The organism is Rathayibacter sp. AY1G1 (assembly GCF_002932095.1).
In the GTDB taxonomy this organism is placed as follows: domain Bacteria; phylum Actinomycetota; class Actinomycetes; order Actinomycetales; family Microbacteriaceae; genus Rathayibacter.
Genome location: NZ_PSUZ01000019.1, coordinates 21,155 through 34,889 on the forward strand (window position 1 = coordinate 21,155; position 13,735 = coordinate 34,889).

Genomic DNA, 13,735 nt, shown 5'->3' on the forward strand with positions numbered 1-13,735 from the left:
GTCCTGGCGCGCGACGACGGAGGGCCGCCCGCTCTCCTTCGGAACGCGCCACCCCTCTGTATAGGATTGCGCGACGCCCGGGATCGACGCCCGGCCCTCACCTCCGCACCACTGACGCCTCGACACCGGGAGACGGATGCGCCGCACGGGCCCTTCGACACAGACTCGCGACACTCCGCGCACGCCGCGCCCCTTCGTGCGGCACGGCCGCCAGAAGCGGCACACCCTCGCGCGGACCCTGGTGAAGGGAGCCGCCCTCGTGGGCGGTGTCGGCGTGGTCGCCTCGGTGTCGGTGGTCGCGATCGCGGCGACGCTGATCGTCCAGTCCGTGCAGCCCTCGGTCGACCTGCACCCGGGCGCGGCCGGCTCCAGCGTCGAGGCCGGAGGCGCCCCGGAGATCGGCGCACTGGAGGGCGGCTTCAACGTCCTCGTCGTCGGCAGCGACTCGCGGAAGGGCCAGGGCGACGCCTACGGCGACCCCGACGAGGAGACGAGCGTCCTCAACGACGTCAACATGCTGATGCACGTCTCGGCCGACCACAGCAACGCGACGGTCGTGAGCTTCCCCCGCGACATGTACGTCGACATCCCGGAGTGCGTGAACGCCGCCACGGGTGAGACGATCCCCGCCCGGTACGACACCAAGATCAACGAGGCGATGGGCAGCGACGTCAGCCTCGGCTGCGTGGCGGGGGTCGTCGAGGACCTCATGGGCGTCCGGGTCGACTACGGCGCGGTCGTGCAGTTCAACGGCGTGATCGAGATGTCGAACGCGGTCGGCGGAGTCGACGTCTGCGTCGCGACCGAGATCGCGGACCCCTACACGAACACCTACCTCGAGCCGGGCGTGCACTCGCTCGAGGGCATGGCGGCGCTGCAGTTCCTCCGCAGCCGCCACGGCATCGGCGACGGCAGCGACCTGACCCGCATCAGCAACCAGCAGGTCTTCCTCTCGGCGCTCGTGCGCCGGATCAAGAGCGCGGACACCCTCCTCAACCCGGTCGCGCTCTACGGTCTCGCGAAGGCGGCGCTCGGCAACATGACGCTCTCGACCGGTCTCGACAACGTGAACACGATGGTCCAGATGGGACTCGCGCTGAAGGACGTCGACCTCGCGGACGTCGTCTTCGCGCAGTACCCGACCGGGGCGACTCCGAGCGGAGTGGAGCCGGACCGCGCCGCGGGCGACGTCCTGGCGAGCGCCCTGCAGACCGATCAGCCGATCGCCATCACCGGCGGCACGGGCGCCGGCGCGACCGTGGAGGGCGAGGCGGCGGCCCCGGCCGACACCGCCGCTCCGTCGGGCCCGGCGACCGCGGATCCGCTGGCGACGGCCGAGGCGGCACCCGGCACTCCTGCAGCGACTCCCGAGGACGGATCCAAGGTTGCCCTGCCAGAATCGGTCACCGGCCAGAGCGCCGACCAGCAGACCTGCTCGGTCGGCTTCTTCGGCTGAGCCGAGGGCGGGCGGCACCACGGGTGCTCTCCACCTCGCGCGCTGACTCCGGGACGACACGCGTCCCGCAGCCGAGAGAGAGTACGACCCGATGAGCGAACGCGCGTCCACCCGGACCACAGCAGCACGGCACGGCCGCCTGCGCCGCCCGAGCGGCGTGCGCTTCGCCGCGCGGATCCTCGCAGCCTGCGTGGGCGTCGGCGTGCTCAGCGCGGTCTGCATCGTGGCGATCGCCGCCTCGCTGATCGCCGGGAGCGCGCGTCCGTCCGTCGACCTAGGGATCGACTCGGGCGGAGGCGACGTGCCCGAGATCGGGGCGATCGAGGGCGGCGTCAACATCCTGCTCGCCGGCAGCGACAGCGCCGACGGATCGGCCGCCGGGGCCTACGGCGAGCGTGCCGAGAACCTCAACGACGTCACGATGCTCATGCACATCTCGGCCGACCACTCGACCGTGGAGGTCGTCAGCTTCCCCCGCGACCTCTACGTCCCGATCCCCTCCTGCACCGACCCGGCCACCGGCGCCGTCTCGGACGCGGTGGACTCGGCGAAGATCAACACCTCGCTCGAGGCCGGCGGGCTGGCGTGCACCGTGCAGACGGTCGAGCAGCTGACCGGGCTCGAGATCCCCTACGCGGCGCTCATCCAGTTCGAGGGCGTCATCGAGATGTCGAACGCGGTCGGCGGAGTGGACGTCTGCGTCGCCACCCCGATCCAGGACGAGTACACGGGGCTGAACCTCGACGCGGGCACGCACACGCTCGTCGGCGCCGAGGCGCTGGCGTTCCTCCGCACCCGGCACGGCGTCGGCGACGGCAGCGACCTCACCCGCATCTCGAGCCAGCAGGTGTACCTCTCATCGCTGGTGCGCAAGGTGAAGAGCGCGTCGACGCTCTCGAACCCGGTGAACCTCTACGGCCTCGCGAAGGCGGCCGTCTCGAACATGCAGCTCTCCACCTCGCTCGAGAACGTGAACACCCTCGTGTCGATCGGCCTCGCGGTGAAGGACGTCGACCTCGCGAACGTGGTCTTCGTGCAGTACCCGACCTTCATCGACGGCAACGGCGTGTACCCCAGCGAGGACGCGGCGGCGGCGCTGAACGCGGCGCTCCTCGCCGACCAGCCGATCGCGCTGAGCGGCACCACCGGCGGCGGCTCGCAGTCGACGGGGGAGGAGCCCGGGGCGACCAATGCTCCGGCGGCCACGGAGTCGCCGGCCACCGACGCCCCCGCGACCGACGCCCCCGCGACGAGCGCACCCGACGGGCCGGTCACCCTCCCGAGCGACGTCTCCGGGCAGACGGCGCAGCAGGAGACCTGCACGATCGGCCGGCCCCTGTCGGACCAGTAGGCGGCTTCCCGCCTTCCCGCGGAGGGGCGGGCGCCCGTGTCGCGAGGCCCTCGCGCGTGCGGTTATGATGGTCGTCGTGCGTCCGCCAGCGGGCGCTCAGGAGTCGTCGCATAGTCCGGTCGAGTGCACCACCCTGCTAAGGTGGAGAACCCTCTATTGGGTTCCGTGGGTTCAAATCCCACCGACTCCGCATCGTCCGAAGGCCCCGCTCAGGCGGGGCCTTCGTCGTTCCCGGCGGTGCCTGTGCCTGCCGCAGTACCGGCGTCTCCCGGCGGTGCCGGTGTCTCCGCAGTGCCGGGGTCCCGCGGTGCCGGAGCCTTCCGGCCGGCGCTCCGCCGGTCGCGCGCGGCGACGGCGGCCGATGCGACCTGGCGCCCCGGCCGCCCGGGATCCGCCGCCGATCCGCCGGGCGGGTGCGCTCCCGGAGCGGCTACCCTGATCGGATGCCCAGCCCGATCCTCGACGCCCTGTCCGCTCCTCCCGCGCGGAGGGACGTCGCCTCGATCCGGGGTGCTCTCGCCGAGGTCGCGATCGGCGACTCGGTGCGCGTCCTCGTCCGCTCCCCGCGCTACGGCCTCTACGGGATCGAGGGGGTCGTCCGGCAGGCCGTCGGCGGCGAGCTCGTCGTCGCGGACGTCTTCCTCGGCACGGGGACCGAGATCCAGAGCATCGCCCTGGCTCCGGACGCTGACGAGGTCGGCGGGGAGCGCTCGGCCGAGGGACTCGAGCACGGGGATACGGTGCGCGTGGCGTTCTCGACTCCGGCGCTCGGGTCGTTCACGATCACGGGCCCGCTGACGGCCGGCGGCCGCGACGGGTTCCTCCTCGTCGGCAGCTGGATCGTCGCGGACGGCGGCGAGCCCGGCCGCCACGTCGACCGCATCGAGCGCCTGACGGACGTCGGCGTCCACGAGAAGCACGTCCCCGGGCGCCGCTCCGCGGTCGAGGAGTAGCCCCTCAGCTCTGGCAGTGCGGGCACCAGTAGGTGACCCGCAGCTGCAGCTCGTCGTCGCCGAGCTCACCGCGCTCGATCGGAGTGCCGCAGCGCCGACACGGCTTGCGGTCGCGGCCGTAGACCCAGAGCTGCTGGCCCGGGCGCAGGTTGCCGGTCGTCGTGCGCTCGATCCGCTCGCGGTTCACGGTGATGAGCCGCTTCGCGAGCGCGATGGTGCGCACGAGGTCGCCGCTCCCGCCGACCGGGCGCGTGGGCAGCACGCCGCGCAGGAAGCACAGCTCGGCGCGGTAGACGTTGCCGAGTCCGGCCATGATCCGCTGGTCGAGCAGCGCGAGCCCGATCGGCCGCTCCGGATCGGCGGACAGGCGTCGCAGCGCCTCGTGCGCGTCCCAGTCGGCGCCGAGCAGATCGGGGCCGAGATAGCCGACCACGTCCTCCTCGGCCGAGCGCGGGACGATCTCGAGGAGCCCGAGCTCGAAGCCGACCGCCTGCCAGTCCTCGGTCTCGAGGACGATCCGGGCCTGGAACGCCGGCCGGTGCCACTTCGGCCGCTCGCCCTCGCCGCGGGCGTAGAGGTGCCAGCTCCCCTCCATCTTGAGGTGGGAGTGGATCAGCGCGTCGCCGACCCGCATCAGCAGGTGCTTGCCGCGGGGGACGACCTCGTCGATCGTCTCGCCGGTGAGGTCGACCGTCGCGTACTTCGGCACGCGGACGTCGCATCGGGTGAGGACCTCGCCGTCCAGCGCCTCGGCGAGGTTGTGGGCGGATCGGTAGACGGTGTCACCCTCGGGCACGCGGGCTCCCTCCGGCGCTCACGAGCGCATCCTCAGGCCGCGCGGATTCGCGACGAAGCCGGCGGCGACGAGGGCGTCGCCGAAGGGCGTGCCGAGCGCGAAGACGCCGTCGATCTTCTCGACGGTCAGCTTCTCGACCCCGCGGGAGCGGACCAGCTGCGAGAGGGAGGCGGCCGCGTCGGCGAGGGCCGCCTCGTCGGCGGTGAAGGTGAGGGCGGTCTTGCCGCCGCGCTCGAGGTAGACCGCGAGCGCTCCGTCGACGACGGCGACCAGCGCGCCGGCCTTCCGACCGGGGCGGTGCCCCTCGCCCTGCGGCCACGGCAGAGCGGCGCCGAACGGATTGGCGGGGTCGGTCGCCGCCAGCGCGAGCACCGGGCGTGAGCGCTCCTGCGCCTCGTCCTGCGGGGCGAACGTGCGGAGCCGGTCGACGCTGCCGGCTGTGCCGAACTGCGCTGCTCCCAGCTTCTCGATGAAGTAGCCCCTCCGGGCGCGGCCCTGCTGCTCGAAGCCGCTCAGCACCTTGTAGGCGAGGGCGAAGCCGCCCAGGACGCCCTCGGCCTGCACGGAGCCGCGGGTGACGATCCCGTACCGCTCGAGCAGCGTCTCGCCGAGCGCGTGCCCGCGGATCGTCGCGTCCGACTCCGCGAGCGGCACGATCGACCAGCGGCCGCCGGCGGTCGGCGGCCCCACGCGGGTGGCCATCGTGGGGCGGGCGGTCATCCGGCCCCGGGGCGCGCGGGCGCGGGCGGGGGCGCGCGGCTGGCGGTGGGCGCCGCCGGTCGAGCCGACGAGGGTGCGCAGCGGCGCCAGGGTGTCGTTCGTGACGAGCCCGGCCCAGACCAGCTCCCACAGGGCCTCGACGAGGCCCGCGTCGTCGGTGGAGCCGACCGCGTCGGAGAGCTGGCGGAAGAAGTAGCCGCCGCCCGAGCCGAGCACGCCGACGATCTCCTGCTGGAGCTCGGTCAGGGTCACGGACTCGGCGGCGGGGACGGGGAGGGTCAGCCCTGCCGTGTCGGCGAGATGGAGGCTCACCCAGCCGTCGTTGCCGGGCAGGGTGCCCGCGCCGGCCCAGAGGACCTCGCCGGTCGCGGTGAGCTCGTCGAGCATCGCGGGGGAGTAGTCGCGCACCCGGGCGGGCAGGATCAGCGACTCCCAGGCGGACGCGGGGATGGGCGCGCCGGCCAGCTGGTCGATCACGGAGGCCACGCCGTCGATACCGCGGAGCGAGCCGCCGACGTGCTGCCAGGCGGGGAGGAAGCGGGCGTACGCGGCCGCGTCCACCGGCTCCACCTCCTTGCGGAGCGCGGCGAGAGAGCGGCTGCGCAGGCGGCGCAGCACCTCGGCATCGCACCACTCGGTCCCGGTGCCGGTGGGGCGGAACTCGCCCTCCGAGACGCGGCGCTCGCCCGCGAGGCGGCGCAGGGTGTCGGTGACGACCGCGACTCCGAGGCCCAGGCGGGTGGCGACGGCGGCGGCGGTGAAGGGGCCGTGGGTGCGCGCGTAGCGGGCGACGAGGTCGCCGAGCGGATCGCGGACCGGGTCGATGAAGGCGACGGGGACGCCGATCGGCAGGGGCACGCCGAGAGCGTCGCGGAGCCGGGAGGCGTCCTCCATCGCGGCGTACCGCTGCTCACCGCCGAGGCCCACGGGCAGGACGCGCTTGGCCTTCACGAGCGCGGCCACGTCGGCCTCGAGCACCGCGCGCTCGATCGCGGGCGCCTTCGCGACGTCCGCCGAGGCGACCGACTCGTCGACCAGGCGCTCCCCGAGCTCGTCGAGCGTCAGCGGGCCGAGCAGCCGGAGCAGGTCGGCGGCGCCCTCGAGCCCGCGGAGGCGGCGCTCGGGCTCGACGCGCTGCAGCTCGCGCTCGATCTGCGCGAGGACGGCCGGGTCGAGCAGCTCGCGCAGCTCCGCCCGGCCGAGCAGCTCGCCGAGGAGCGTCGCGTCGACCGAGAGCGCCGCCGCGCGGCGCTCGGCGAGCGGGCTGTCGCCCTCGTACATGAAGGCAGCGACGTAGCCGAAGAGCATGGACCGCGCGAACGGACTGGCGGTCGGCGTCTCGACCTCGAGGATCCGCAGCTCGCGCCCGTCCAGCCGTGCGGCGAGCCGGAGCAGGGCGGGCAGGTCGTAGACGTCCTGGAGGCACTCGCGGACGGTCTCGAGGATGATCGGGAAGGTCGGGTAGGTGCGGGCGACGTCGAGGAGCTGCGCCGCCCGCTGCCGCTGCTGCCAGAGCGGGGAGCGCTTGCCCGGGTTGTACCTCGGGAGCAGGAGCGCCCGCGCCGCGCACTCGCGGAACCGGGCGGCGAAGAGGGCGGAGCCGCCGACCTCGCTCGTGACCAGCTGCTCCAGCTCCTCGCGCTCGAACAGGAACAGCTCGGAGCCCGGCGGCTCCGACTCGGTGTCGGGGATCCGCACGACGATGCCGTCGTCCCCGGCCATCGCCGCTCCGTCGACGCCGTGCCGCTCGCGGACGCGGGCGCCGATGGCGAGCGCCCACGGCGAGTGCACCTGCATCCCGTACGGGGAGTGCAGCACCAGCCGCCAGTCGCCCAGCTCGTCGCGGAAGCGCTCGAGCACGAGGGTGCGGTCGTCCGGGATCTGCCCGGTGGCCAGGCGCTGCTCGTCGAGGAAGGAGAGGAGGTTGTTGGTCGCGTACTCGTCGAGCCCGGCCGCCGTGCAGCGCTCGCGCGCCGTCTCGGGGGCGGCGGCGCCCACCTCGCGGGTGAACGCCCCGATCGCCTCGCCGAGCTCGGCGGGGCGCCCCTGCGAGTCGCCCTTCCAGAACGGGAGGCGCCCGGGCTCGCCGAACGCCGGCGTCACGATCACGCGGTCGTAGGTGATCTCCTGGATGCGCCAGCTGGTGGCTCCGAGCGCGAAGACGTCGCCGACGCGGGACTCGTAGACCATCTCCTCGTCAAGCTCTCCGACGCGGTTGCCGGTCGAGCCCGGCTCGCCGACCATGAATACGCCGAAGAGCCCGCGGTCGGGGATGGTGCCGCCGCTGGTGACGGCGAGGCGCTGGGCGCCGGGCCGGCCGGTGAGCGTGTTCGCGTCGCGGTCCCAGACGAGGCGCGGCCGCAGCTCCGCGAACTGGTCGGAGGGGTAGCGGCCCGAGAGGAGGTCGAGGGTCGCCTCGTAGGCGGAGCGGGGCAGGGACACGAAGGGGGCGCTGCGGCGGACGGTGTCGAACCAGTCGTCCACGTCGAGGCTCTCGAGGGCGGTCGCGGCGACGGTCTGCTGCGCGAGGATGTCGAGCGGGTTCGCGGGGACGGCGATCGCCTCGATCAGGCCCGAGCGCATCCGCTCCGTCGTCACGGCGGAGTGGAGAAGGTCGGCCCGGTGCTTGGGGTAGAAGGACCCGCGCGAGACCTCGCCGACCTGGTGGCCGGCTCGACCCACGCGCTGCAGGGCGCTCGCGACCGAGGGCGGCGTCTCGACCTGGACGACGAGGTCGACGGCGCCCATGTCGATCCCCAGCTCGAGGCTCGAGGTCGCGACCACGCAGCGCAGGCGGCCGGACTTCAGGTCGTCCTCGATGATCGCGCGCTGCTCCTTGCTCACCGAGCCGTGGTGGGCGCGGGCGAGCAGCGGCTCCTCGTCGGGCGCGGACTGCCCGCTGCCGCTCGTGCCCCCGGCCGCTCCCATCGCCTCGGCCGGGGAGCGGCGGACGGAGGAGGAGGCCGCCTCGGCGAGCAGGGCCCCGACGGCGACGGGCTCGCCCGCCTCGCGCGCCCGCTCCGCGGCGAGCTCGCGGCGCTCGGCGTAGATCTCGTTGAGCCGGGCGGTCAGCCGCTCGGCGAGACGGCGGGAGTTCGCGAAGACGATGGAGGAGGTGTGCGCGAGGACCCGGTCGACGATCGACTCCTCGACGTGCGGCCAGATCGACCCGCTCTGCGGACCGGTGGCCCCCATCGTCGATCCGTCCTGCGGAGCCGCCGTCCCCAGCTCGGACATGTCCTCGACCGGGACGACGACGCTGAGGTCCCACTGCTTCTCGGACGCCGGAGCCACGATCGCGACCGGGGAGCGGCCGGCGAGGAACCGGGCCACCTCCTCGCGCGGGCGCACCGTCGCCGAGAGGCCGATGCGCTGCACCGGCTTCGGGAGCAGGGCGTCGAGCCGCTCGAGGGAGACGGCGAGGTGCGCCCCGCGCTTGGTCGACGCGACCGCGTGGACCTCGTCGACGATGACCGTCTCGACGCCGCGGAGCGACTCGCGCGCCGCCGAGGTGAGCATGAGGTAGAGCGACTCGGGGGTCGTGATCAGGATGTCCGGCGGCGTCTTCTGCAGCACGCGCCGCTCGGCGGCGGGCGTGTCTCCCGACCGCACCCCGACGGTGACCGTGGCCGGCGCGCTGCCGATGCCCTCGGCGCTCAGCCGCAGCGCCGTCTGGGTGACGCCGACGAGCGGCGAGCGGAGGTTGCGCTCGACGTCGACGCCGAGAGCCTTCAGCGGCGAGACGTAGAGCACGCGCGTGCGGTGCTGCGGATCCTCCGGCGGCGGGCCCTGCACGAGCCGGTCGATCGCCCAGAGGAAGGCCGAGAGCGTCTTGCCGGAGCCGGTGGGAGCGACCACGAGGGCGTGCGCTCCGCTCGAGATGGCCGACCAGGCGCCCTCCTGGGCGGCGGTCGGCGCCGGGAACGCGCCCTCGAACCACGCGCGCGTGGCGGGGGAGAAGCGCTCGAGGACGTCCGGCATGCACCCATCCTCCCTGCCACCTCCGACATTGCCGGGGCCGCGGCCCGGGGGCGAGCCCTTGACGCGGGGGAGTCCGCCCGTCAGGCGAAGCCGAGACGCACGAACGTGCTGATGTCGGCGAGCTCGTCCTGCCCGACTCCATGGGCGACGCCCTCGTAGACCCGGGCGTCGAGCGCCGTGTGCTCCGGGAACCAGGCCGCCGCGTCCCGCACGAGCTCCTCCGGGATCACCGTGTCGAGCGTCCCGCGGCCCCAGAACACCGGCGGACGCTCGCGGGCGAGCCGCTCGTCCGCGTCGTCGCCCTCGGCGAGCGGGACCACGAACCCGGACAGGGCGACCGCGAAGGCGAAGCGGCCAGGCGCGCGCCGCAGCAGCTGCACCGCCAGCGCGGCGCCCTGGGAGAAGCCCAGCAGCCCCACCGGACCCGGGTGCTCCAAAGCGTCGAGCCACTCGATCACGCCCGCCGCCGCCGCCTCGACGGCCTCGGGATCGGCCCGCGGCTCGTCAGGCACCAGCGGCACCCGGAGGGGCCACCACGCGTTCGCCCCGCCGCCCAGGGCGAGAGGCGCCCGGAGGGACGCGAGGACCGGCTCCAGCGGCAGGTAGGCGCCGAGCGAGAACAGGTCCCCCTCGTGCGAGCCGTAGCCGTGCAGCAGCACCAGGAGGGGCCTGCCGACGCGGTCGCGCTCGGAGGAGGACCACAGCACCGCGTTCGCGTCGATTCCCATCGCACCATCATCCCCCTGAGTGCGGGATCGCCGCCGCCGGTCGGAACACCAGCCGCGAAGGGTGAGAATGGCTGCATGAGCGTGCGCACCCCTGACCCGAACTCCGGGTGGCTGTCCGACGACGAACTCGCCGAGATCCGCCGGCGGCTCCCGCTGCTGTACGTGGAGGCCGTGCCCGTCCGGGTCGACGGGCTCGGGCAGGTCACCGAGGTCGGTGTGCTCCTGCGCGCGACCCCCTCCGGCCAGATCACCCGCACGATCGTCTCGGGCCGCGTGATGTACGGCGAGACGCTGCGCGACGCGCTGTTCCGCCACCTCGAGAAGGATCTCGGCCCCATGGCCTTCCCCCTCCTCCCCGCGAGCCCGCTCCCCTTCCACGTCGCCGAGTACTTCCCGATGCCCGGCATGGGACCGTTCACCGACGACCGCCAGCACGCGGTCTCCCTCGCCTACGTCGTTCCCGTCACCGGCACCTGCGACCCCCGCCAGGACGCCCTCGAGCTCACCTGGATGACCCCCGACGAGGCCTGCTCCGACGCGATCTCCGCCGAGATGGAGGGCGGGCGGGGCGCGCTGATCCGCGCCGCGCTCGCTTCCGTCGGCCGCCTGTCCTAGCGGCGCGGATCGGCCGCGGCGCTCCCTTCTGCGCGCCGATAGCGGCGCGCCGCGGTCGGCTCGCAAGCATGGCGGGCCGGCTGGAGCGTCGGGCGTACGCCTGGATTCGCCGGCATGCGGCTCGGCCGACCGGCTCGCGCCACGGGACCTTCGTGACCGGGCGAGGCGAGGCGGCGCCCCTGCCCGATGACGGCGCAGCAGGCAATCGCCTGATCAGGACGCGGCGAGGACTTCCGGAGCTCCCTGCGCGGGACTCCGCTCGAAGAGGTGAAGCGGGAACGACGAAGGGCCGGGGCCCGCGACCAGTAGTCGCGGGCCCCGGCCCTTCGTGATGTCGGCGTCCTGATCAGGACGAGCGTTGACGTGCGATCACCGAACGCTCAGCCCCCGGTCGCGACATGCTCTGCGTATCGCAACCGTGCTTGAAGCCGACTGCGGTGCGCCGCTCCGCGGCGCACAATCGGACTCAGCCCTGCGCGCGGCGGCCGCCGCGGCGGGCGCCGCCGCCGGCGGACTCGCGGGCGGGAGCGGCCGAGGCCGCTCCGCCGGTCGCGGTGCTGTAGAACGAGCGCGATCCGCCCGAGGTCGAGGGGGCGCCGGCGGCCGAGCGGCTGCGGCCTCCGCGGGCGCCGCCGCGGGCGGGTCCCTCGGCGGCGGTGCGGTCGCGGCGGGGGCGGTCGCCTCCGCCGGTCGCGGCACCCGTCGAGCGTCCGCCGCGGGGTGCGGCGGTGCCCTCGGTGCGGGCCGCGCGCTTGCGCTGCGCGTTGGCGCCCTGCGAGCGTCCGCCCTGCGACTGGCCGCGGACGGGCTCGACGGCGGCGCTGGGGGTGACGTACGGAGCGACGTCGCCGACGAGCTTCGCGACGGCGGCCGAGTCGGCCGTCACCTGCTGGGGCGCGACCTGGATCGCGGCCTTGCGGAGGAGGGTCTTCACGTCGCTGCGCTGCGTGGGCAGGACGACGGTGACGACGTCTCCCTCGCTGCCGGCGCGGGCGGTGCGGCCCGAGCGGTGCAGGTACGCCTTGTGCTCCATCGGCGGGTCGACGTGGATGACGAGCTCGACGTCGTCGACGTGCACGCCGCGGGCTGCGACGTCGGTGGCGACGAGGACCTTGACGGTGCCGGCGCCGAACGCGGCGAGGTTCCGGTCGCGGGCGACCTGCGAGAGGTTGCCGTGCAGGTCGACCGCGGGGATGCCCTGGCCGGTGAGCTGCTTGGCGAGCTTCTTCGCGTGGTGCTTGGTGCGCATGAAGAGGATGCGGCGGCCGGTGCCGGACGCGAGGGTCTTCACGAGCGCGTTCTTGGCGTCGAGGCCGTCGACCTCGAACACGTGGTGGGTCATCAGCGCGACGGGGGAGTTGGCCTCGTCGACCGAGTGGAGCACCTCGTTCTGGAGGTACTTCTTGACCAGCTTGTCCACGCCGTTGTCGAGCGTCGCGGAGAACAGCAGGCGCTGGCCGCCGCGGGGGGTCTTGTCGAGGATGCGCGTGACGACCGGCAGGAAGCCGAGGTCGGCCATGTGGTCGGCCTCGTCGAGGACGGTGATCTCGACGGCGTCGAGGTTCACGAAGCCCTGCTTCATCAGGTCCTCGAGGCGGCCCGGGCAGGCCACGACGATGTCGACGCCCTGCTTGAGCGCGGCGACCTGGCGCTGCTGCGAGACGCCTCCGAAGATCGTGGTGGTGACGATGCCGTACGCGTCGGCGAGGGGCTGCATCGCGGCGGTGATCTGCGTGGCGAGCTCGCGGGTCGGCGCGAGGACGAGTCCGAGCGGGCGGCCGGGGCGGCGGCGTCCGCCGGCGAGCGAGCCGCCGAGTCGGGCGATCATCGGGATGGAGAAGGCGAGGGTCTTGCCGGAGCCGGTCTTGCCGCGGCCGAGGACGTCGCGTCCGCCGAGGGTGTCGGGCAGCGTGTCGACCTGGATCGGGAAGGGCTCGGTGATGCCGCTCGCGGTGAGCGCGGCCACGAGGGGGGCCGGCACGCCGAGGGCGCTGAAGGAGAGGGGGGTGTTCGACATGAAGTGGTGCCTTTCGGGGGCATCATGCCGATCGAGGACGCGCGGGCGGTGGCCGGGGCGCGGGTGATCGGCGTTCGGGCGAAGGTGACGGTGGTCACATCCGTTCGCCGTACGATTCGGTGCGCGCGGCCGGGGGCCTCATGCACGTGCGCCAGATGGTCGGGACGGATCCTCGACGGTCAGAGTCCTAGGGGACAAGGGGCGTTCTACGACGCGGGGGAGCGCAGTCGCTGCGCTCGCACCATCCCACTCTAGTGGATGCCGATCCATCGGCGCATCGCGGCCTGCACGCGGGAGCCGTCGCGGTCGCTCAGCTTGGTCCCGACGAAGTCGCCCGCCCAGTCCGAGGTCTGCACGCGGAAGGCCGGCTCCGGGTCGCGCAGGGTCTTCAGGATGACAGCGGCGACGTCGGACGGGTCCTGCGCGTGGGTCGAGGAGAAGGACGACGCGGCGCGGTCGAGGTAGGCGCCGAGCGCCGGCGAGTAGGGGCCGGCCTGCGCGAGCATCGCCGCCGCGTCGATGCCGACGTTCTCGACGAAGCTGCTGCGGACCGCTCCCGGCTCGATCAGCGACACGTGGACGCCGACGGAGGCGGCGACCGGGGCGAGCGCCTCGAAGAACCCCTCGACCGCGAACTTCGCCGCGCAGTAGTCCTCGTTGAACGGCTGCCCGATCGCGCCGCCGACGCTCGAGACGGTGACGATGCGACCGCGGGACGAGCGCAGCATCGGCATCGCGGCGCGGGTGACCGCGACGGTGCCGAAGAAGTTGACCTCCATCACGCGGCGCAGCTCCTCCGGATCCTCCAGCTCGAGGGTGCCGAGGTGGCCGGCTCCGGCGTTGTTCACGAGGGCGTCGAGACCGCCGAGCTCCTCCTCCACGGCGCGGAGGCAGCCGGCGACGGAGTCCGCGTCGGTCACGTCGAGCGCTCGCAGGTCGAGCTCGACGCGTGCCTCGGCGGCGGCGGCGCGCAGGCCCTCCGCCCGCTCCGGATCCCGCACGGTGGCGACCACCCGCCAGCCCGCGCGCGCGGCCTCGATCGCGGTGGCGCGGCCGATGCCGGTGGAGGTTCCGGTGACGAGGAGGACGGGACGGGGCATGCGGCTTTCCTGCTTTCC

General features: G+C 73.9%; 9 protein-coding genes and 1 tRNA gene. 5 read left to right on the top strand and 5 right to left on the bottom strand.

Translation table 11 applies throughout. The annotated features are described in order from the left end of the window. The first annotated feature begins 196 nt into the window (after positions 1-196). The 4 genes from C5C36_RS11595 (at position 197) to C5C36_RS11610 (ending at position 3,760) form a co-directional block, all read left to right on the top strand. A complete protein-coding gene (locus C5C36_RS11595; protein ID WP_258063535.1) occupies positions 197-1,456 on the top strand; it encodes an LCP family protein in 1,260 nt (419 codons plus the stop codon). A gap of 91 nt (positions 1,457-1,547) precedes the next feature. After that, entirely contained in the window at positions 1,548-2,807 is a 1,260-nt protein-coding gene (locus tag C5C36_RS11600) for an LCP family protein (RefSeq protein WP_104226775.1), read from the top strand. Positions 2,808-2,906: 99 nt separating this feature from the next. Beyond that, positions 2,907-2,997: transfer RNA gene (locus tag C5C36_RS11605), tRNA-Ser, on the top strand. Positions 2,998-3,250: 253 nt separating this feature from the next. After that, positions 3,251-3,760 (top strand): hypothetical protein, encoded by a 510-nt coding sequence (locus tag C5C36_RS11610; protein ID WP_104226774.1) that lies wholly within the window; start codon positions 3,251-3,253, stop codon positions 3,758-3,760. Between the two features lie 4 nt (positions 3,761-3,764). Here the strand turns inward: C5C36_RS11610 and C5C36_RS11615 are convergent, their stop codons facing one another. The 3 genes from C5C36_RS11615 to C5C36_RS11625 form a co-directional block, all read right to left on the bottom strand. Next, on the bottom strand, positions 3,765-4,556 hold the full coding sequence (locus tag C5C36_RS11615; RefSeq protein ID WP_104247584.1) for a DNA-formamidopyrimidine glycosylase family protein: 792 nt from the start codon (positions 4,554-4,556) through the stop codon (positions 3,765-3,767). Between the two features lie 18 nt (positions 4,557-4,574). After that, a complete protein-coding gene (locus C5C36_RS11620; RefSeq protein WP_104263214.1) occupies positions 4,575-9,257 on the bottom strand; it encodes an ATP-dependent helicase in 4,683 nt (1,560 codons plus the stop codon). A gap of 80 nt (positions 9,258-9,337) precedes the next feature. Further along, positions 9,338-9,985, bottom strand: coding sequence for an alpha/beta hydrolase (locus C5C36_RS11625; protein WP_104263213.1), 648 nt, complete (start codon positions 9,983-9,985; stop codon positions 9,338-9,340). A gap of 75 nt (positions 9,986-10,060) precedes the next feature. On the opposite strand from C5C36_RS11625, the gene C5C36_RS11630 reads away from it, so the two are divergent. Further along, on the top strand, positions 10,061-10,600 hold the full coding sequence (locus C5C36_RS11630) for an NUDIX hydrolase family protein (protein ID WP_104225113.1): 540 nt from the start codon (positions 10,061-10,063) through the stop codon (positions 10,598-10,600). A 466-nt stretch (positions 10,601-11,066) separates the two neighbouring features. Here C5C36_RS11630 and C5C36_RS11635 read toward each other — a convergent pair whose 3' ends face one another. Beyond that, positions 11,067-12,617 carry a DEAD/DEAH box helicase gene (locus C5C36_RS11635; protein WP_104309789.1) on the bottom strand — a complete coding sequence of 517 codons (1,551 nt, stop codon included), beginning with the start codon at positions 12,615-12,617 and terminating at the stop codon, positions 11,067-11,069. 251 nt (positions 12,618-12,868) lie between these two features. Further along, positions 12,869-13,717, bottom strand: a complete 849-nt coding sequence (locus tag C5C36_RS11640; RefSeq protein ID WP_104309790.1) for an SDR family oxidoreductase — start codon at positions 13,715-13,717, stop codon at positions 12,869-12,871. Between the last annotated feature and the right edge of the window lie 18 nt (positions 13,718-13,735).

Excerpts from the sequence above, each read along its gene's own strand:
- C5C36_RS11600 (WP_104226775.1), top strand. The coding sequence starts at position 1,548 with ATGAGCGAACGCGCGTCCACCCGGACCACAGCAGCACGGCACGGCCGC.
- C5C36_RS11610 (WP_104226774.1), top strand. The coding sequence starts at position 3,251 with ATGCCCAGCCCGATCCTCGACGCCCTGTCCGCTCCTCCCGCGCGGAGG.
- C5C36_RS11620 (WP_104263214.1), bottom strand. The coding sequence starts at position 9,257 with ATGCCGGACGTCCTCGAGCGCTTCTCCCCCGCCACGCGCGCGTGGTTC.
- C5C36_RS11625 (WP_104263213.1), bottom strand. The coding sequence starts at position 9,985 with ATGGGAATCGACGCGAACGCGGTGCTGTGGTCCTCCTCCGAGCGCGAC.
- C5C36_RS11630 (WP_104225113.1), top strand. The coding sequence starts at position 10,061 with ATGAGCGTGCGCACCCCTGACCCGAACTCCGGGTGGCTGTCCGACGAC.
- C5C36_RS11635 (WP_104309789.1), bottom strand. The coding sequence starts at position 12,617 with ATGTCGAACACCCCCCTCTCCTTCAGCGCCCTCGGCGTGCCGGCCCCC.
- C5C36_RS11640 (WP_104309790.1), bottom strand. The coding sequence starts at position 13,717 with ATGCCCCGTCCCGTCCTCCTCGTCACCGGAACCTCCACCGGCATCGGC.